Below are 19,865 nucleotides of genomic sequence, written 5' to 3'. Positions count from 1 at the left end.
CGTCCGGAGGGGTATGGGGATTAATTTCATTGGGTTAAGAAGTGTTGTAATCTTAATTAAATATTGGAGAGGTTTTCGAATTAATGCTTATTCTTAGAAATATACTGAGCCACTTGTCCAAGAAAACGGTCAATATCTTTAAGGTTAGTCTGAAGGATGTCGTATATAAACTCCGGTGATATGTCCCAATATATATGCACCAATCGGTTTCGAAACTTGGTCATTTCGAGCATTGCAGGCTCTAGCCCCTGAGTGATCTGATGCCTTTCTAATTCCTGAAATACATCGGCATAGGTTCTGGGAGCATCGAGTTGCAGATCAATCTGGAGCATAGAAATTAAACGGTTTCCTACATTAATACACGATTCGATGCAGAGCTGAAGATAACGCTCTGTAGCACTTTGTAGAAGAGAATTAGACAAAAATTTTTCCTTAGGAGTTTTTGCTACTTCTTTTAAGCGTCCGAGGTATTTTGTAATCTGACGCATTTGAAAGGCCAGCTTTTCATCCATGAACGATCCTCCTCGTGAGCGTTTCCAAAAGTGTTTGGTTGCACTCGTCCAATAGAGGTTTGAAATCGAGGTAATACTTAACTGTTCGGTCCCAAAAATCGATGTATTCTTCACGGTTATTAAGTAAGAGGATCTTCGCACTTTTAATAGCTCCATACTGCATTGATAGGGGAGCGGTGTTGAGATTGATTAAATCAATATCATCCGATTCTAGTACATCCGACACGATGCTGTAAACTTCACGGTGAGTGTTAATGAGCTCATTGTCGTTAAGGTGGTTTCCGTATAAAACTGCCAGATCTACATCACTTAGCGGAGTTTCTTTGCCTGTGGCTAATGAACCAAATAGGATGATGGCAGAGATCTTTCGATTGAAGTGGGACAGGGATAGAGGCAGAATATCGAGTCTTTCCCTAATTAAAGTAAAATTAAGGGGTTTGTTATCAAATCTCAATTTGGATCATCCTTTAAAGCATAATATTAATACCAAATATTACCTATAATAATAACATGCAGTTTAAGGGATGGCAATACTTGCCCCGTTGGCATCGACTTCCAAAGTATACACCCTGACATCAAGGGCTTTTTTAGTCAGTGATTGCCGCATCCCCGCGGCGATTCGGGAAGCTTGAACCGCTGGGCTAAGAGCAATGAGAGTCGGGCCGGACCCGCTGAGCGCAGCCCCATAAGCTCCAGCTTCCAGGGCAGCAGCGATGGCCGTGTGCATGCCAGGAATAAGGGCGGCCCGTTGGTCCTGATGGAGCTTGTCCCGCATCCCTTCGTGCAGAAGTTCATAGTTTTCTGTGAGAAAGGCTTCAACAATGAGGCCGACATGGGCGATATTAAAAACGGCATCTTTGCGTGAAACCTCAGGTTTGAGTACGGCCCGGGCTTTTTCTGTTTTGACCAGAATTTCCGGAACCACAGCAATCGCAGTTAGCTTAGGTGAGCGAGCGAGAATACGGGTGTGAACCCCGTTTTCTGTGGGAACGGAAAGAGTCACTCCCCCAAAGAGCGCGGGTGCGACGTTGTCCGGGTGTCCCTCTAAGGCATTGGCCATTTGCAGGAGTTCGTTCTGGGTTAAGAGGTTACCGGCTACGGCATTGGCGGCGAGAAGACCCCCGACGATGGCTGTGGAACTGCTGCCTAAGCCCCGGGCCGGAGGAATGTGAATGTCTAGGGTAAGGGTTACGGATGGAATAGGGAAGTTGATGCTGTGCCAGAGATGAAGCATGGTTTTCCAGACGAGGTTGCTTTCATCGGTTGTGATGCCTTCGGCATAGGGTCCGGTACACTTGATTTTTAGGGAGTTGGCTGATGCCTCGGTTTCAACCGTGATGGTATTATATAAAGAGAGAGCAAGGCCCAGGCAGTCAAAGCCAGGGCCTAAATTTGCAGATGTCGCCGGGACGCGTACCTCGACTTTCATGATAAAATCCTCCAGAAATATTACTAAATAGGAGTCAGAATTAGCGCCCATCCTCAAACCGAATCATATTCTGCACGTTTAAGACTTTGCTGTAAGCACGCACAGACTCCAGGGCTTCCTGAAGCTTGCCCTCACGGCAGGGGTGGGTGACTAGGACGATTTCGGCTTCCTGATGGCCGCGCGGTTTTTGGATAATGGAAGCAAAGCTGATTTCCGCTTCCGCAAAGAGCAAAGCGAGGGTGGCGAGCACCCGGGGTTCGTCTTTAACCAGCAGCCGGATATAAAAAGCAGTAGTGAAGCTGTCTGTTTCCTTGATGGGCAAGTCCTGATAACAGGTGCAATTGATGGCGGAAGTGGAATTGGATTGAATGTTCCGCACCACTTGCATGATATCGGAAACCACCGCACTGCCGGTGGGCAGGGAACCGGCCCCGCGCCCGTAGAACATGGTTTCCCCGACGGCGTCTCCCACGACAAAAATGGCGTTGAAAACCCCGTTGACCGAAGCCAAGGGATGGGTTTTGGGGATGATAGCCGGGTGCACGCGCATTTCGATTCCTTCGTCCTGGTGTTTGGCAATAGCCAGGAGTTTGATGGTGCATCCCAGTTCATTGGCGTACTCTATATCTTCGCGGGTGATCTTCGAAATTCCTTCTACATAAACATCATCTAAGGTGACGCGCGAGTTAAAGGCGATTGAAGCCAAAATGGCCAGTTTGCGGGCAGCGTCCAGGCCTTCCACATCCGAGGCGGGATTGGCTTCGGCATAGCCAAGTTTTTGGGCTTCGGCCAGAACCTCGGCGTAATCCCGTCCCTGTTCGGACATGGCGGTTAGGATATAGTTGGTCGTGCCGTTGATGATGCCCACGAGGGCCGTGAGGCGGTTGGCCGCTAAAGACTGCTTGAGGGCGGCAATAATCGGGATGCCCCCGGCGACACTGGCTTCAAAGTACAGATCCTTGCCCGCTTCTTTGGCGGCGGTGAGGAGTTCCTGACCGTGTTCAGCCAATAGGTCTTTATTGGCTGTGATGACATTTTTCTGATTGGCTAAGGCTTTTAATATATACGTGCGGGCAGGCTCGATACCGCCGATCACTTCCACCACAATATCAATTTCCGGGTCACTGAGAATATCTTCAGCGTTATCTGTCATTTCAAAATCACCGCTGATCTGGCGCGGTGCTGTCAGGTCGCGGACCAGCACTTTTTTCACCCGGATTTTACTTTCCGTGCGGGTTTGTATATCTTCGGCATTTTGTTGTAAAATTTGAATGACGCCGGTTCCAACCGTGCCCAATCCTAAGATTCCGATGTTAATCATCTGCTTTTCCGCTCCTTTGGACGTGTACAAATGTTTTTTTATAGTGGACATTATAGCAGGGATGCTTGTTCTTTGACAAGAGGGTTACATAGTTAGCAGTCATTTAGCATGAGTTTAGTATGATGGGTATGATTTAGCTTTATATGTTAGCATATTTTGAAATTTAAGGCTTTGAGCGATTTGGAACTTTTTCCTGAGAAGTGGTTGACACTGTATTCTGTATCATATACACTAGACTTAAATTAAGTGATGTATTATAACACAGGGTCCAAATCGTTTGGATTACACCGTGGGTAGAAAAAACCCATGCGGAAGGTTCCACGTTCATCGGAGCTACGCCTGGGTTTTTGTGTTAGGGCAAAAATTTTGGAAAGGGGTTTTTAGTTATGGGGCTTATCATCTATTGCAATGGCGCGTATGTACCGGAAGAGGAGGCGAAAGTATCAATTTTTGACCACGGCTTCCTTTACGGGGATGGAATTTTTGAAGGGATTCGCGCCTATCACGGGCGGGTGTTCAAACTTCCGGAACACTTAAAGCGCCTGTACGAGTCGGCCCAGTCCATCCGCATGGACATTGGCATGCCGGTGGAAGAGATGCAGGAAATCGTGCTCGAAACCTTAAGGCGCAATAACCTTCGCGATGCCTATATCCGGCTGGTTGTATCCCGGGGCAAAGGGGATTTGGGCCTAGACCCCAATAATTGCCCGAAGGCTGCCACTTTCTGCATCGCCGATCAAATTAAACTGTATCCGCCCAGCATGTACGATGAGGGGCTGGAAGTAAAAACCGTGGCCATTCGCCGCAATAACCCGGATTCCCTGAACCCGCGCATCAAATCCCTGAACTACCTTAATAATATTCTGGCGAAGATCGAAGCGAGAGAGGCCGGAGTGATGGAAGCCATTATGCTGAATCAAGAGGGCTATGTGGCTGAATGCACGGGGGACAACATCTTCATGGTGCGCAATGGAGTCTTATATACTCCTCCGATTTTCGTTGGAATTCTCGAAGGAATTACGCGCAACACCGTGATAGAGATTGCCCGCAAGCAGGGAATGGAAGTGCGTGAAGAACTCTTTACCCGACATGACCTCTACACCGCAGATGAGATTTTCCTTACCGGCACGGCGGCTGAGCTGATTCCGGTCGTGAAAATGGATGGACGTATCGTTGGCAAGGGAGTTCCGGGAGAAGTCTTTAAGAAACTTTTAACAGAGTTTAGGGAAGTAACCAAGATTGACGGTCCGGAAATCTTTGCTTAATCAAAAATGAACTAACTTTGTTTACAAAGTAGAAAAGCATATAAAGTAGAAATAAAGAGGAGAGGGAGAGCCTGTGAACAGTGATACTGTAAAACGGGGCATAGACCGGGCGCCGCACCGTTCTTTGCTTAAAGCGCTGGGACTGACAGACAGAGAGATTAATAAGCCGTTTATCGGGGTGGTAAATTCCTTCACCGAGCTGGTGCCAGGGCATATGCATTTACGCCAGATTGCGGACGCTGTGAAAGCAGGCATCCGGGAAAACGGCGGGACTCCGTTTGAGTTTTCCACGGTGGCGGTGTGTGACGGGATCGCCATGGGCCATGAAGGGATGCACTTTTCCCTGGCCAGCCGCGAACTGATTGCCGATTCGATCGAAGTGATGGCCAGAGGGCACCAGCTCGATGCCCTGGTCTTAATTCCGAGCTGTGACAAAATTGTTCCAGGGATGCTGATGGCGGCGATGCGCCTGAATTTACCCGCGATTGTGGTCAGCGGCGGACCGATGCTTCCCGGGAAATTCGAAGGGAAAGCCGTGAGCTTAAGCACGGTCTTTGAAGGTGTGGGCAAAGTCCACGCCAACCTGGCGGATGAAAGCTGGCTTAAGAGCCTGGAGCTAAAAGCCTGCCCGACTGCCGGTTCCTGCGCCGGGATGTTTACCGCTAATTCCATGAACTGCCTGACCGAAGCTTTAGGTTTGGCCCTGCCCGGCAATGGCACGGTTCCGGCCGTCTACTCCGAGCGCCTGATCCTGGCCAAAGAAACCGGGTATCAGGTGATGGAGCTGGTGCGCCAAAATATCCGGCCGCGGGATATTATCACCCCTAAAGCAATTGCCAACGGGGTGGCTTTGGATATGGCCTTAGGCTGCTCCACCAATACGATTTTGCATTTGCCGGCGATTGCCCAGGAGGGCGGAATTGACTGGGATTTAAGCCGGGTGAACGAAATCAGTGAGCACACGCCTCAAGTGTGCAAGTTAAGCCCGGCCGGGCCGCATCACCTGGTGGATCTGCATGAAGCCGGTGGGGTGAGCGCGGTCTTAAAACAGCTGATCGATGCCGGGCTGTTTGACGCTTCAGCCCTGACTGTGTCCGGTGTGACCCAGGGTGAACGCTTAAGTGAGGCCAAAGTGATCGATGCCGGTGTCATTAAGCCGGTCGCTGAACCTTATTCCAAGCAAGGCGGGCTCAAAATCCTGTTTGGCGACCTGGCTTCCGAGGGGGCAGTGATTAAACAGGGAGCGCTTTCCGCGCAGGACTTGGTCTTTGAAGGAAAGGCCAAGGTGTTTGACGGGGAAGTGGCTGTGACCCAGGCAATTCAGAACGGAGAAATCGTAGCCGGAGATGTGGTCATTATCCGGTATGAAGGGCCGAAAGGCGGCCCCGGCATGCGTGAGATGCTTGGACCGACTTCGATGCTCGCCGGAATGGGACTGGATTCTTCGGTAGCCCTCCTGACAGACGGGCGCTTTTCAGGAGCCAGCCGCGGGCTGTCCATCGGGCATATTTCTCCGGAAGCGGCTTTGGGCGGGGAGATTGCTTATGTAGCGACCGGAGATACGGTGAGAATCGACCTGAAAGCCGGACGGATTGACTGGCTGCTTCCGGAAGCAGAGAAAGAGAAACGGCGCCAGGGTGTGAAAGAACTAACAAGACGTGAAGGCTATTTGGGCCGCTATGCTCAGTTTGTGCAGTCGGCATCCAAAGGTGCGGCCTTTAGATCCGGGAAGGAGGAGTAGGCGTGACCGGTGCGGAAGTTTTGCTTAAAGCCCTGGAGGATGAAGGGGTTGAATTGATTTTCGGATATCCCGGAGGCGTGCTCTTGGCTTTGTATGACGCGCTCTTGGACAGCAAGATCCGGCATATCGGGGTGCGCCATGAGCAAGGGGCGGTGCATGCGGCCGATGCTTATGCCCGGGCCGGCAATCGAGTCGGAGTCTGCCTTGGCACCTCCGGACCGGGTGCGACCAACCTCGTGACCGGGATCGCCAATGCCTATATGGATTCCGTTCCAATCGTGGTCCTGACCGGACAGGTTTCAACCGGTTTGCTTGGGTCGGATTCCTTCCAGGAAGCGGATATTACAGGCATTACCATGCCGATTACCAAGCATTCTTATTTGGTAAGAGACCCGCGTGAGCTGCCGCGGATTGTGAAAGAGGCCTTTTATATCGCCGCCAGCGGGCGCCCGGGCCCGGTCTTAATCGACCTGCCCAAGGATGTACTCGCGGCCCGGGATGTGGTGGCAGCTCCGGCGGTGCCGAAACTGAAGAGTTATAAAGTGTTTGGCAAGGGAAATGCCGGACAGATTGAGGAAACCGCCAAGGCCATTGCTCAAAGCCAGAGACCTGTATTGTATGCGGGCGGCGGGGTGATTAACTCCGGAGCACAGACGGCCTTAAAAGAACTGGTGGAAGCGACTTCCCTGCCGGTAGTCACGACTTTGATGGGGATTGGGAGCCTGCCTGCGGGGCACCCGAATCTTCTAGGGATGGTCGGGATGCACGGGACGGTTACGGCCAACTATGCGGTGGATGACTGTGACTTGCTGATTGCGGTCGGTGTCCGTTTTGATGACCGGGTGACCAGCGGTTTGGGCCATAAGTTTGCAACCAAGGCTAAAATCGTGCACATTGATGTGGACCCGGCAGAAATCGGCAAGGTGGTGCGCACCCATATCCCGCTGGTGGGCGATGCCAAGCTGGTGCTCGAAGACTTAATGAGCTTGGTGCAAAAGCAGGATAAACCCGAATGGTGGAACCAGCTGAGGCAGTGGCAGAAAGACTATCCGCTCCGGTATGACACGGACCGTCTAACCCCGCAAATGGTGATTGAAAAGATTGGGAAAATTGCCGGAGAAGATGCGATCCTCTGTACGGATGTGGGCCAGCACCAGATGTGGGCGGCTCAGTTTTATCCCGTGGCTCGTCCCCGCCATTTTATCACGAGCGGAGGCTTAGGGACGATGGGCTTCGGGCTCCCGGCTTCTGTGGGCGCGCAGATCGCGCAGCCGGATAAAACGGTGTTTTTAGTCACCGGGGACGGCTCCCTGCAAATGACCATTCAAGAGCTGGCGACCATCATCCAGCATAAGCTTCCGATAAAAATCGCCCTCATGAACAACGGGGTTTTAGGCATGGTCCGCCAGTGGCAAAAGATGTTCTATGATGAGCGCTTCAGCCAAATCCAGCTGCACGCCAACCCGGACTTTATCAAGGTGGCAGAGGCTTACGGCCTTAAAGGGATTCGGGTCACAGACGTTTCCCAGGTGGAAGGGGCCTTGACCGAAGCCCGGGATTATCGCGGACCGGTGCTGGTGGAGTTCATGATTTCCCCGGATGAGGATGTGCTCCCGATGGTGCCGCCGGGCAAAGAAATTACGGAAATGCTGGGGAGGTAGAAAAGATGCTGCATACGTTAGCCGTGCTCGTCGAAAACCATCCCGGCGTTTTGACCCGGGTCGCCGGGTTGTTTGCCCGCCGGGCGTATAATATCGAAAGCTTGTCCGTCTGCCAGACGGAAGACCCGGGAATTTCCCGCATGACCATTGTGGTGGACGGGGATGACCAGGTGATCGAGCAAGTGAGCAAGCAGCTGCATAAGCTGGTGGTCGTGCATAAAGTCACCGATCTCACCGGAGAAGCGATTGTCGACCGGGAACTGGCCCTGATCCGGGTTAAAGTGAATAATGAGACCCGCCTGGAAGTGCTCCAGACCGTGGATGTATTCCGGGGCCGGGTTGTGGACATGGGCCGCACCAATATTACGGTCGAGCTGACCGGAGACGGGGAAAAAATCGACGCTTTCGTGCGCACCGTCCGCCCGTACGGACTGATGGAGCTGGTGCGCACCGGCAAAATTGCGATCACGAGATCGGACAACTAAGAGAGTTAATTTTTGGTGTAAGAAGGCTTGGGCTAAAAGCCCAAGCGTGTTATACTTAGAGCATTACAAATAGGGAGATGAGGATTTCAATGGCAAAAATGTATTATGAATCCGATGCGAACCTCGAACTTTTCAGCGGCAAAACGATCGCAGTGATGGGGTACGGTAGCCAAGGGCATGCCCAAGCCCAAAACTTAAAGGATTCCGGCCTTAACGTCGTGATCGGGCTGCGTCCGGGAAGCAGGCGCTGGGCTCTGGCTCAGGAAGCAGGCTTTGAAGTGATGACAGTGGCTGACGCTGCTGCCAAAGCGGATGTGATTCAGATTCTCCTGCCGGATGAAAGGCAAGCGGCAGTTTATGAAGCGGAAATCAAGCCGAATCTGGCCGCCGGCAATGCGCTGGTGTTCTCCCACGGCTTTAATATTCATTTTGCACAAATCGTTGCTCCGAAAGATGTCGATGTTTACATGGTTGCTCCCAAAGGACCCGGACACCTGGTACGCCGCACTTATACCGAGGGTGCAGGGGTTCCGGCTTTGATCGCCGTTCATCAAGATGCCAGCGGCCGGGCCAAAGAAATGGCCCTCGCTCATGCTAAAGGAATCGGTGCCACCCGTGCCGGGGTTCTGGAGACCACCTTTGCGGAAGAGACAGAAACCGACCTCTTCGGGGAGCAAGCTGTTCTGTGCGGCGGCACCAGCGAACTGGTGAAAGCCGGGTTTGAGACCTTGGTGGAAGCCGGGTATCAGCCGGAGATCGCTTATTTCGAGTGCCTGCACGAATTGAAACTAATCGTTGATTTGATGTATGAAGGCGGGCTCACCCGCATGCGTTATTCTGTGTCCGACACCGCCCAATACGGGGATCAGGTGACCGGTAAACGCATTATCACGGAAGAAACCCGCAAAGAGATGAAGAAAGTGCTGGCTGAGATTCAAAACGGGGAATTTGCCAAAGCCTGGCTTTTGGAAAACCAAGCCAACCGCCCGAACTTTAATGCAGTCGCCCGTAGGGAAGAAAACCAACTCATCGAAAGAGTCGGCAAAGAACTGCGGAGCATGATGAGCTGGCTGCCGAAGCCGAAAGAAGACTAAAATAGTTGGGGGTAGAGGATGCGCCGGATAGAGATTTTCGATACCACTTTAAGAGACGGGGAGCAGTCTCCGGGCGTGGCGCTGAACGTTGAGGAAAAATTGCAGATTGCCTTTCAATTAGCTAAATTGGGGGTAAACGTCCTGGAAGCCGGATTTCCCATTGCTTCCCCCGGTGATTTCCAAAGTGTGAGCCGGATTGCCAAAGAGGTTCGCACGGTTGGGATCGCCGCCCTTGCCCGCACCCAGGAGCTGGATATTGAGCGGGCCTGGGAAGCCATTAAGGTGGCTGAGTATCCGCGCATTCACACCTTCATTGCCACGTCCCCCATTCACATGCGGGCCAAACTGCAAAAGTCGCCTGAGGAAGTCTTGGAGCAAGCCGTGCAAGCGGTGCGCCTGGCTAAGTCGAAGGTGAGCGATGTGGAGTTTAGTGCGGAAGACGCCTCGCGTAGTGAGTTGGACTTTCTGGCCCGGATTTTCTCGAAGGTGATTGAGGCGGGGGCCACGGTCTTAAATATTCCGGATACTGTGGGTTATGCAACTCCGGATGAGTTCGCCGCTTTTGTCAAAGCCGTCATGGATAAGACCGATGGCATTGAAAAAGTCAAAGTGAGCGTCCACTGCCATAACGACTTGGGGCTGGCTGTAGCCAACTCCCTGGCGGCCCTAAACGTCGGGGTGCAGCAGCTTGAATGTACGATTAACGGGATCGGAGAGCGGGCCGGGAATGCTGCGCTTGAAGAACTGGTGATGGCCTTAAAGACCCGGCGTGACCGCTACCGGTTTGAGACCGGGATTGTCACGACCGAGATTGCCCGCACCAGCCAGTTGGTCGCCCGTTTGACCGGGATGATGGTGCAGCATAATAAAGCGATCGTCGGGAAAAATGCCTTTGCCCATGAATCCGGCATCCATCAGGATGGGGTCTTAAAAGAGCGCCAGACCTATGAGATTATGTCTCCCGCTTCTATCGGGCTGGATGTGGACTCGATCGTTCTGGGCAAACACTCAGGCCGCCACGCGGTGCGCCAGCGCTTGGCCGAACTCGGGCTGGAACTGGATGACCGCAAGTTCGAGGAGATGTTCAACCGCTTTAAGGTCTTGGCTGAACGGAAACGGGAAGTCACAACGGCGGACTTGTTCTCTTTGGTGGAAGCACCAGGGGCTGAGGAGCAAGTCGTGTTGGATTATTTTCAGGTGTCCAGCGGGACCAACATGGTGCCTACGGCTACGGTTGCCCTAAAGTACCGGGAGCAGGAGTATAAGGATGCTGCCTGCGGGGACGGTCCGGTGGATGCCGCCTTCAAAGCGATCGATAAAGTCTTGGGCACCAAAGGCAAGCTGATGCACTACTCCCTGCAGGCGATTGACGGCGGGGAAGACGCCCAGGGAGAAGTGACGGTTGCGGTTCAGTTCGGGGAACACCTGGTCGGGGGCCGGGGTGTGAGTACGGATATTATTGAAGGCAGTGTCAAAGCCTATCTCCAGGCTGTGAACCGGGCTATCGAAAGAGGATGGATTGATCTCGCGAAGTAAGAAGAGATTTTGGGAGAAGGGAGATGATAGGGATGTCCATGACCATTACGGAAAAAATTCTGGCACAACATGCAGGGCTGGAGGAAGTGGTGCCTGGGCAGCTCATCACCGCCAAACTCGATATGGTATTGGCGAATGATGTCACGGCCCCGGTCGCGGTCAAGGAATTTGTCAAGTTCGAAGTGGACAGTGTGTTTGACCGGAGCAAAGTGGCCCTGGTGCTGGATCACTTTACCCCGAATAAGGACATTGCCTCGGCTGAACAAAGCAAGCAGGTGCGTGAGTTTGCGCGCCGACATGAGATTGAGCACTTCTATGATGTGGGCAAGGTCGGGATTGAACACTGCCTTTTGCCTGAGCAAGGGCTTACTTTGCCCGGAGATTTGATTATTGGGGCCGATTCCCATACATGCACCTACGGTGCCCTGGGCGCATTTGCCACCGGTGTCGGGAGCACAGACTTGGCGGCGGGATTAGCCACCGGGGAAGCGTGGTTCCGGGTGCCGGAGTCCATTAAATTTGTCTTCCACGGAACCAAGTTCCAACCGTGGGTGAGCGGCAAGGACTTAATCTTATATGTAATCGGCAAGATCGGAGTGGACGGCGCCCGCTACCAAGCCATGGAATTTACCGGGGAAGGGATTTCCGCCCTCTCCATGGACGGCCGCTTTACCATGTGCAATATGGCGATTGAAGCCGGGGCCAAAAACGGGATTATTGCTCCGGATGAGAAGACGTTCGCTTATTTAGAGGGACGCTCCAAGCGCCCGTATACTGTTTATACCAGTGATCCGGACGCTAAGTATGCGCAAGTGTTTGAATTCGATGTCGCCGATATTCCGCTCCAAGTGGCGTTCCCGCATTTGCCTGAAAATACGAAATCAGTCCAGGAAGCGAGCGGGGTCAAGATCGACCAGGTCGTGATCGGCTCCTGTACCAACGGACGCATGGAAGACCTGCGTATGGCCGCCCAAATTCTGCGCGGCCATAAGGTGCATCCGCATGTGCGCACCTTGGTGTTCCCCGGAACCCAGGAAATTTACCGCCAGGCTATGCACGAAGGGTTGATCGACACCTTTATCGAAGCCGGAGTGGCTGTCAGCACTCCGACCTGCGGACCGTGCCTCGGCGGACACATGGGAATTTTGGCCAAAGGGGAGCGCGCTCTGGCAACTACCAACCGCAATTTTGTCGGCAGAATGGGCCATCCGGAAAGCGAAGTTTACCTGGCTAATCCGGCTGTGGCTGCTGCTTCCGCAATCCGCGGGCAAATAGCGCATCCTGAGGAGGTGGTCTAAGATGGGTAAAGCTTGGAAATTCGGCCATGATATTGATACGGATGTGATTATCCCAGCCCGTTACCTCAATAATTCTGATCCGGAGCACTTGGCGAAGCATTGCATGGAAGACGGAGATGTGACTTTTGCCGAGAAAGTGCAGGAGGGAGATATTTTAGTCGCTGGGAAAAACTTCGGCTGCGGCTCTTCCCGGGAGCATGCTCCTATCGCGATCAAGGCCGCCAAGGTCAAAGTGGTGATTGCAGAGTCTTATGCCCGGATTTTTTACCGCAATGCTTTGAATATCGGGCTACCAATCCTGGAGTGCCCGGAAGCGGTGGCCGGAATTAATGCCGGGGACGAGGTTACGGTCGATCTTGAGAGCGGCAAAGTTGAAAATCTCACTCAAAAAACCAGTTTTCAAGCCCGTCCCTTCCCACCGTTTATGCAGGAGCTGATTAATACGGGCGGCTTGATACCATATGTGCGGGGGAGGAAGAAGAATGCCTAAAGTGGTGGTTTTACCCGGTGACGGCATTGGCCGTGAAATTGTACCCCAGGCCATGCGGGTGGTGCAGGCCGTAATCAAGGACTCTCCGGTAAAGCTCGAATTTGAAGAGCATTTGGTCGGAGGCGCAGCCATTGATGCGGTGGGCAAAGCTTTGCCGGATGAAACACTCAAGGCTTGCCTTGAGGCGGATGCGGTTCTGCTTGGGGCCATTGGGGGACCGAAATGGGACACTCTGCCGACAGCCCAACGTCCGGAAGTAGCCGCTCTTTTACCCTTAAGAAAACATTTGGAACTCTACGCTAATATTCGCCCGGTCCGCATGCTTCCCGCTTTGGTTCATGCTTCGACCCTCAAGCAGGAAGTGATCGAAAATGTGGATATGGTCGTGATCCGGGAGTTGACCGGCGGGCTTTATTTCGGGGAAAAAGGCCGCAAGGACAACCCGCGCTCGGCCTATGACGTCATGGTTTATAACGAGGATGAAATCAATCGCATTGTTCGCTTCGGCTTCGAAACGGCGCGCAAACGGAGCAAGAAGCTGTGCTCGGTTGACAAGGCCAATGTCATTGAAACTTCCCGCTTCTGGCGTGAAGTAACCCTTGAGGTTGCCAAGGACTATCCGGATGTCGAGCTCACCCATATGTATGTTGACAATGCCGCGATGCAGCTCGTACGCTATCCCAAACAATTTGATGTCATCGTGACGGAGAACATGTTTGGGGATATTCTTACGGACCTGGCTTCCATGCTCGGCGGCTCCATCGGCATGCTGGCCTCTGCCAGCCTCAATGGGCAGAAAGGCTTGTATGAGCCAGCCCACGGTTCCGCTCCGGATATCGCGGGCAAGAACCTGGCCAATCCGCTGGCCACGATTCTCTCCGGAGCCCTCATGCTTCGCTACACCTTTAGCTTGGAGCAAGAAGCGCAGGCCATTGAGCAAGCCGTAGAGAAAGTCCTGAATGACGGCTTCCGCACCGGCGACCTGGCCCAGCCCGGGGACAAAGTCTTAGGCACGGTCGAGATGGGGGATAAGGTGCTGGAGGCACTAGGCAGCAGATAGAGCAAATAGGAGTCAGAATTCAGTATACGAGGAGTCAGAATACCTTACCTACAATACTACAAAATAACAATTCAATGACCGGCCCGGCGGTAGTTCTTGCTTCCAGAGAGGGAAACAGATGGTGGGAGTTTTCCAGGCAGTGAGACCGCAACCCAGCCGTGAGATGCCGATGATGAGTCGGACGGAGTTCCCGCCGTTAACGGGAGACTACGCTTAACCGGTTGATTAAGCTGTGGCGTGAGCCGGCCGCTTTTGAGTGGCAATTAAGGTGGTACCGCGAAAGACTTCTTTCGTCCTTATGAGGATGGGAGAAGTCTTTTTTGGCTATCCGCATCTTTCCGGTTTTTATTCTTAGGTAGGTCCAAATTATTTTGATTGAATATGCTTAAGTAGGACAATTATTATGGGGGAATGAAAGTGAAGCAAAAAATAGGGTTTGTTGGAGCGGGCAATCTGGCGGAAGCTGTTGTGAAAGGACTGACGAACAGCCAGAGCCCTGAAATCAGGATGACTGACATTAATCAAGAGCGTCTACAGATTTTGCATCAGACATACGGTGCAATTCCTGCCACTCTGGAGCAAGTCATTGAGGAATCCGAAATCATCATTATTGCGGTGAAGCCGAAAGACATTTTGGATGTTTTAAGCGAGATTCAAATGGTTAATTATAAGGGGAAACTATTTATCAGTGTGGCTGCGGGCATTTCTTTACAAGTCATTGAAAACTACCTGCCGGGGGCGGCGGTTGTTAGAATCATGCCCAACACGGCCACGGCAGTCCTTCAATCCGTTACCGGAATGGCTAAGGGGAGCCTGGTCAGTGATGAGCAGGCTGAAGCGGCGGCCGGGATATTTGCGACTGTAGGCAAGGTGCTCTGGCTGGAAGAGCACAAGATGAATGCAGTAACTGCGATCAGTGGCAGCGGTTCGGCCTATTATTACCTTTTTACTGAGCTTTTGATGAAGGCGGGAGTCGAGCTGGGATTAACCGAAGAAGAAGCGGAAGTTCTGGTGCGCCAGACCATCATCGGAGCTGGGCAAATGATGGCTTCCAGCGGAAAGACGCCTGCACGCCTGCGGGAGGAAGTGACCTCGCCCAACGGCACGACATTTGCGGCTTTGCGAGTGTTTGAAAAAGCCGGTTTGGAGGAGATTATGCTCAAGGCCGCAGACGCCGCGGCTAAACGGGCCGAGGAAATGGAAAGGGAGTACGCAAGGTAGGAGATTTCAGAAGTAAAGAAAGTAATTTCCTAAAGTAAAGCAAAAGTAATTTCCTAAGGAAAGGGAGTATTCCGGTTTGAAGTCCGATATTAAACGGCTTGTGCTAAAGATTGGAAGCAGCGGTCTTAATCACCCCCAGGGCGGTTTGAATGATGCGGCCTTGGTTGAGATTGTCGAGCTGATTGTAGAGTTCAACAAGCGGGGGGTGGAGTGTGTCCTAGTCAGTTCCGGGGCGGTGGCCGCAGGGATGGGACAATTGGGTCTTACTTCCAGGCCGCGTGATGTAGCGGGCAAACAGGCGGCGGCTGCGGTGGGCCAGGGAGTTTTAATCGAAAAATATGCCCAGCATTTTGAAAAACATGGACTGGTGTGTGCTCAGGTACTTATAACGCGTACGGATTTGTCCGATGCCTCACGTTACCGCAATGCCCAGAACACACTGGAAAGGCTGCTCCGCTTTCATGTGGTGCCGATTATCAATGAAAATGACACCGTGGCTGTGGAAGAACTGTGTTTTGGAGACAATGACCGCTTGTCCGCGTTAGTGGCCGGGCTGGTTCATGCGGACCTGCTGGTGATTCTCACGGATGTGGACGGGCTGTACACGGCAAATCCCAAAAAAGATGCCTCAGCCCGTTTGGTGGAGGAAGTTGAGGATGTATCCGAAGTGATGGGAATGGCCGGGGGTGTGGGCTCACAACTTGGAAGCGGGGGCATGATTACCAAGATCAAGGCGGCGGAAATCGCTACCCGCTTTGGGATTGGACTGCTTCTGCTGAATTCAGAGCGGACTCCGGAGTTAACCGGACTGCTCCAGGGGCAACAGCCGGTCGGGACCTATTTTGTACCGTCCAAGCACCGTCTGATCGGGCGCAAACGCTGGATTGCCTACGGTGGGTTGTCTGAAGGAAGCATTATAATAGATGACGGGGCTGTCAGGGCCTTGGCGGAAGAGGGCAAGAGCCTCTTGGCCAAGGGGATTACAGGGGTTGAAGGAAACTGGGACCGCAAAGAGTTGGTGCGGATCATTAACAAAGAAGGACAGGAGATTGCGCGCGGGCTCTCAGAATTAAGCAGTGCGGAAGTGGAACAGGTGAAAGGGCTGCACTCGGAGCAAATGCTGAATCTTATTTCTGATCTTGAGGGAGAAGAAGTGGTGCACCGGGACAATATGACTCTCATGGGGGAGCCGGGGGCTCGGTGATTAAATTCAAGGGAGGCTAGGTGAAATGGACTTTTTTCCTGAACTGATAACAATTGGGGAGCGGGCCAAGCAGGCTGCGCGCAAGCTGGCATTTTCGGGGACCGAGAGCAAGAATCGAGCTTTGCTCGCAATGGCCGAGGCGTTGCTTGTACATGAACAGGAAATCTTAGAGGCGAATGCCCGGGATGTGAAAGCAGCCGAAGAGAAAGGCTTGAAGAAAAGCCTGGTTAACCGCCTGCGTCTCACACCGGAGGGCATCAAGGACATGAGCCAAGCTTTAAAGGAAGTCGTGTCTTTGCCTGACCCTGTAGGAGAAGGGGAGTTCTGGACCAGGCCCAATGGATTAAGAATCCAGCAGACGCGAGTGCCTCTAGGCGTGGTGGCCATGATCTATGAAGCCAGGCCCAACGTCACGGTGGATGCGGCAGCGCTCTGCCTTAAATCCGGGAATGCGGTGATCTTGCGCGGCGGGTCGGAAGCCATTGAGAGCAATAAAGTGTTAGCCCGCGTGATTGCTGAAGCTGCGGAACAAAGCGGCCTGCCTCAAGGTTCGATTCAACTGGTGATGGAGACGGACCGGGAGTGGGTTAACCAGCTCATGCGCATGAACGGGTATGTCGATGTCATTATCCCGCGCGGCGGAGCGGGGCTGATCCAGACCGTCGTGCAGCTGGCGACCGTGCCGGTGATTGAGACGGGGACGGGCGTATGTCATGCTTATGTGGACCGGGATGCCGATTTTGCCAAAGCCATACCAATCGTCATCAATGCCAAAACCCAAAAACCGGGAGTGTGCAATGCCCTGGAGACGTTATTAGTGGATGAACCGGTTGCGCAAGCATTCCTTCCATTAATCGGGGAGGAATTAGTCAAGCACAAAGTGGAGATTCGCGGGTGTGCCAGGACACGCGAGATTTTGCCTTACGCCAGGGAGGCTGCGGAAGAAGACTGGGCCACGGAATACCTGGATCTCATTATCAGTGTCAAGGTAGTCAAGGATCTGGACGAGGCCTTAGATCATATCTACCGCTACAGCACGAAACATTCCGAGACCATCATCACGGAAAATTATTCGAAAGCGCAGCGTTTTCTGCGCGAAATCGATGCCGCTGCGGTCTACGTCAACGCCTCGACCCGCTTTACTGATGGGGGTAGGTTTGGCTTTGGCGCGGAGATAGGGATCAGCACCCAGAAGCTTCACGCCCGCGGACCGATGGGCCTGCGTGAATTGACGACGGTGAAGTATATGGTCTATGGGGACGGGCAGATCGTCAAGTAGAGAAGTGAAATCACTATTAAGTGAGAAACTCCCGCCTGGCGGGAGTTTCTTCATGCCAATCAGAAAGTTAAATCTCTGGTGGCATAAGTGCAACTAAACAAGTGCGTTAGTCCTTCACGGACTAACGGGCTTGCGCCTTCGCCGATGGCAAACAAGTGCGTTATTGCCACCGGCAGTAACGGGCGCAAGCCGAGTTTTCTTTAGTAGTTAGCCGTATACTTTGGGTAAATTATTGACGGGGTTGCTCAGTGGTCTTACTTTGGTCAAAGGCGTTTTTCTTCCGGGCGCATTCCCCTTTTTGCTGGTTGGGATCATGCTTATAGTTAATAGCCTTTTCAATGCGAGTTTTGAGGTTGGCTTTAATTTTGTCAGCCATTTCGGGGGTAATCTTACCGTCCTTTAAGGCTTGCTCAATTCTCGCTTCGGCTGAAGCTTGCATTTTGGCGGCGAGATCTGTTGGCGATATCCCTTTGGCCTGAGCGATTTCGGCTAAAGATTTGCCGCTTTTCAGTTCCTGTTTAAGGGTGGCCGAATCTACACCCAAAATAGATTGCAGGTCGCTCCAATTTCCTTTCTGACCATGTTTGGGCATGCGTTTGTGTTCAAACTGGTGTGTTTTTACCTGGTCGTTGATGCTTTGGTCAGGAGAAGAATTTGAGTTCGCCCAAGCGATGCCGCTGGCACCTAACGCCAAAGACAGTGTCAGAACCACGATAATCGTCAATTTCTTTCCCTGCACGCTGAACCACGCTCCTTTTTTCCATTTGATTTTAGGGGATATAAGGAATACAAAAGGTGGGTTGTGCTCTGAGCGGATACACGGCTAACCTATATTAGTATGAGCCAGTTCTAAGCAAATGATGAACACATTTTCATAATCTTTTCTTTTCGGCTGGAATCAATGCCTCCCAAAAATTGTCTAAGTCTGTTATGCCATTCTTTTTCATTCTCGGTATGATGGAGGTCTTGGCCTATCATATCTTTGGGCAGCCTTTTAACAAGAAGGGCGACCTCTATATCTCCCAGTGACTGAAACACTTCTATAAATTCTTGGTCAAAGAGGCAATACCCCTCGAGCAGATCGACCAAATCAATGATGCTGTGAATTTCTCTCTGGATGATTGAAATTTTGTCTGAGACATACCGGCATGCATTTGGGTTGGAACCCGCATAATAGCACGAGCAAAAAGCATAGGTGATCTTTCAAAATGAGATATCAAATGATCATAAGCATCTATTTGCTATGGAACATATTGACGATGACGGTGGTTGGCCTGGATAAGTATAAAGCCCGCCATAACCGGTGGCGCATACGTGAAAGCACCTTACTCAGTCTTGCATGCGCTATGGGAGGAGTAGGAGTATTTTTCGGCATGCAGCTGTTCCGGCATAAGACACAGCATGCGAAGTTTACCGTGGGTGTTCCTTTGGCCATTGCATTGAATGTAGCCGTGGCCGTTTTGACATGGAAATTGCCCTGGCACTGATGCTGATTCCAATTGGTGTGCTTTTCTATAAAGAAGGCTTTGGAGGAAACAAAATCATCGGTTCGGCTTTATGCATTCTAGGATTGGTTCTTATTAATAAGTAAGACTTAAAAGATCTGTTTCAAGTTGTTATTGAAAGATATTATATGGAATATTTCTTCCAAAACAGGAATATAATAAGTTATTGACGTTCAATAATCTTGATGGTAAGATAACATTCGTCTCCGGTTGAGGCGACAAACCCAATCGGGGATAAACTTAAAGTATTAGTTTGATCTTTGAAAACTAAACAACAAGACGCCAATGGAACTCGTCAGTAAAAGCTGAGCAATCAGCCGTAACTGAGAAAAATGATTTTGAGCGAATCAAAATCTCTTAAAATGCATCGAGATACGAGGGAAGTGCTCGTCGAATGCTTGCCGTCCTGGCGCATTCGACACTCAGAACCTCGTGTTCTTCGTAAATTTTACGGAGAGTTTGATCCTGGCTCAGGACGAACGCTGGCGGCGTGCCTAACACATGCAAGTCGAACGGCTGATCGATGTCCGAAGTCCGAGGTCCGAAATCCGAATTAAGTAAGAATATTGGGTAATTGGTAAGTTTAAGACCCAAAAAGATACTTGAATTCGGACATCGAGCATCGGACTTCGGACTTCGGTTGGCAGTGGCGGACGGGTGAGTAACGCGTGGGTAACCTACCCATAAGACCGGGACAACCCCTGGAAACGGGGGCTAATACCGGATGAGCTTAGCTTGAGGCATCTCAAGCTAAGGAAAGGTGG

At 51.9% G+C, this 19,865-nt stretch carries 18 protein-coding genes and 1 rRNA gene; 14 read left to right on the top strand and 5 right to left on the bottom strand.

Annotated features, from left to right (window positions below):
• Positions 1-80: 80 nt before the first annotated feature.
• The 4 genes from hepT to J0X21_RS06815 form a co-directional block, all read right to left on the bottom strand.
• Complete coding sequence (hepT, locus tag J0X21_RS06830; RefSeq protein WP_206811445.1) at positions 81-512, bottom strand: type VII toxin-antitoxin system HepT family RNase toxin; 432 nt, start codon at positions 510-512, stop codon at positions 81-83.
• Positions 505-966: a type VII toxin-antitoxin system MntA family adenylyltransferase antitoxin gene (mntA, locus tag J0X21_RS06825; RefSeq protein WP_206811444.1), complete on the bottom strand. Its 462-nt coding sequence runs from the start codon at positions 964-966 to the stop codon at positions 505-507. Before mntA ends, hepT begins: the two co-directional genes overlap by 8 nt.
• A 63-nt stretch (positions 967-1,029) precedes the next feature.
• On the bottom strand, positions 1,030-1,941 hold the full coding sequence (thrB, locus tag J0X21_RS06820) for a homoserine kinase (RefSeq protein WP_206811443.1): 912 nt from the start codon (positions 1,939-1,941) through the stop codon (positions 1,030-1,032).
• Between the two features lie 40 nt (positions 1,942-1,981).
• Positions 1,982-3,262: a homoserine dehydrogenase gene (locus J0X21_RS06815; RefSeq protein WP_236006120.1), complete on the bottom strand. Its 1,281-nt coding sequence runs from the start codon at positions 3,260-3,262 to the stop codon at positions 1,982-1,984.
• A 386-nt stretch (positions 3,263-3,648) separates the two neighbouring features.
• On the opposite strand from J0X21_RS06815, the gene ilvE reads away from it, so the two are divergent.
• The 12 genes from ilvE to J0X21_RS06755 all read left to right on the top strand — a co-directional run bounded on the left by ilvE (position 3,649) and on the right by J0X21_RS06755 (position 17,596).
• Positions 3,649-4,527 carry a branched-chain-amino-acid transaminase gene (ilvE, locus tag J0X21_RS06810; protein ID WP_206811441.1) on the top strand — a complete coding sequence of 293 codons (879 nt, stop codon included), beginning with the start codon at positions 3,649-3,651 and terminating at the stop codon, positions 4,525-4,527.
• 73 nt (positions 4,528-4,600) lie between these two features.
• Positions 4,601-6,268, top strand: a complete 1,668-nt coding sequence (ilvD, locus tag J0X21_RS06805) for a dihydroxy-acid dehydratase (protein ID WP_206811440.1) — start codon at positions 4,601-4,603, stop codon at positions 6,266-6,268.
• A gap of 2 nt (positions 6,269-6,270) precedes the next feature.
• Positions 6,271-7,929, top strand: a complete 1,659-nt coding sequence (ilvB, locus tag J0X21_RS06800; RefSeq protein WP_328812432.1) for a biosynthetic-type acetolactate synthase large subunit — start codon at positions 6,271-6,273, stop codon at positions 7,927-7,929.
• A gap of 5 nt (positions 7,930-7,934) precedes the next feature.
• On the top strand, positions 7,935-8,414 hold the full coding sequence (ilvN, locus tag J0X21_RS06795; protein ID WP_206811439.1) for an acetolactate synthase small subunit: 480 nt from the start codon (positions 7,935-7,937) through the stop codon (positions 8,412-8,414).
• A gap of 89 nt (positions 8,415-8,503) precedes the next feature.
• On the top strand, positions 8,504-9,508 hold the full coding sequence (gene ilvC, locus J0X21_RS06790) for a ketol-acid reductoisomerase (RefSeq protein ID WP_206811438.1): 1,005 nt from the start codon (positions 8,504-8,506) through the stop codon (positions 9,506-9,508).
• Positions 9,509-9,526: 18 nt separating this feature from the next.
• Complete coding sequence (locus J0X21_RS06785) at positions 9,527-11,044, top strand: 2-isopropylmalate synthase (protein ID WP_206811437.1); 1,518 nt, start codon at positions 9,527-9,529, stop codon at positions 11,042-11,044.
• 32 nt (positions 11,045-11,076) lie between these two features.
• Positions 11,077-12,342 (top strand): 3-isopropylmalate dehydratase large subunit, encoded by a 1,266-nt coding sequence (gene leuC, locus J0X21_RS06780; protein WP_206811528.1) that lies wholly within the window; start codon positions 11,077-11,079, stop codon positions 12,340-12,342.
• A gap of 1 nt (position 12,343) precedes the next feature.
• Complete coding sequence (locus tag J0X21_RS06775) at positions 12,344-12,832, top strand: 3-isopropylmalate dehydratase small subunit (protein WP_206811436.1); 489 nt, start codon at positions 12,344-12,346, stop codon at positions 12,830-12,832.
• Positions 12,825-13,892, top strand: coding sequence for a 3-isopropylmalate dehydrogenase (leuB, locus tag J0X21_RS06770; protein WP_206811435.1), 1,068 nt, complete (start codon positions 12,825-12,827; stop codon positions 13,890-13,892). Before J0X21_RS06775 ends, leuB begins: the two co-directional genes overlap by 8 nt.
• 411 nt (positions 13,893-14,303) lie before the next feature.
• Complete coding sequence (proC, locus tag J0X21_RS06765) at positions 14,304-15,113, top strand: pyrroline-5-carboxylate reductase (protein WP_206811434.1); 810 nt, start codon at positions 14,304-14,306, stop codon at positions 15,111-15,113.
• A 76-nt stretch (positions 15,114-15,189) separates the two neighbouring features.
• On the top strand, positions 15,190-16,317 hold the full coding sequence (gene proB / locus J0X21_RS06760) for a glutamate 5-kinase (protein WP_206811433.1): 1,128 nt from the start codon (positions 15,190-15,192) through the stop codon (positions 16,315-16,317).
• 25 nt (positions 16,318-16,342) lie between these two features.
• Positions 16,343-17,596, top strand: coding sequence for a glutamate-5-semialdehyde dehydrogenase (locus J0X21_RS06755; protein ID WP_206811432.1), 1,254 nt, complete (start codon positions 16,343-16,345; stop codon positions 17,594-17,596).
• Positions 17,597-17,825: 229 nt separating this feature from the next.
• Here J0X21_RS06755 and J0X21_RS06750 read toward each other — a convergent pair whose 3' ends face one another.
• On the bottom strand, positions 17,826-18,335 hold the full coding sequence (locus J0X21_RS06750) for a hypothetical protein (RefSeq protein ID WP_206811431.1): 510 nt from the start codon (positions 18,333-18,335) through the stop codon (positions 17,826-17,828).
• A 469-nt stretch (positions 18,336-18,804) separates the two neighbouring features.
• Here J0X21_RS06750 and J0X21_RS06745 point away from each other — a divergent pair, with 469 nt between their 5' ends.
• Together J0X21_RS06745 and J0X21_RS06740 are read left to right on the top strand one after the other, a co-directional pair.
• Positions 18,805-19,083: a DUF1294 domain-containing protein gene (locus J0X21_RS06745; protein ID WP_206811430.1), complete on the top strand. Its 279-nt coding sequence runs from the start codon at positions 18,805-18,807 to the stop codon at positions 19,081-19,083.
• 465 nt (positions 19,084-19,548) lie between these two features.
• A 16S ribosomal RNA gene (locus tag J0X21_RS06740) occupies positions 19,549-19,865 on the top strand; the annotation flags it as partial.

Source organism: Paradesulfitobacterium ferrireducens (assembly GCF_017310645.1).
Classification (GTDB): Bacteria; Bacillota; Desulfitobacteriia; order Desulfitobacteriales; family Desulfitobacteriaceae; genus Paradesulfitobacterium; species Paradesulfitobacterium ferrireducens.
Note: the sequence above shows the minus strand (reverse complement) of the source record. Positions and strands in the feature narration are given on the sequence as shown.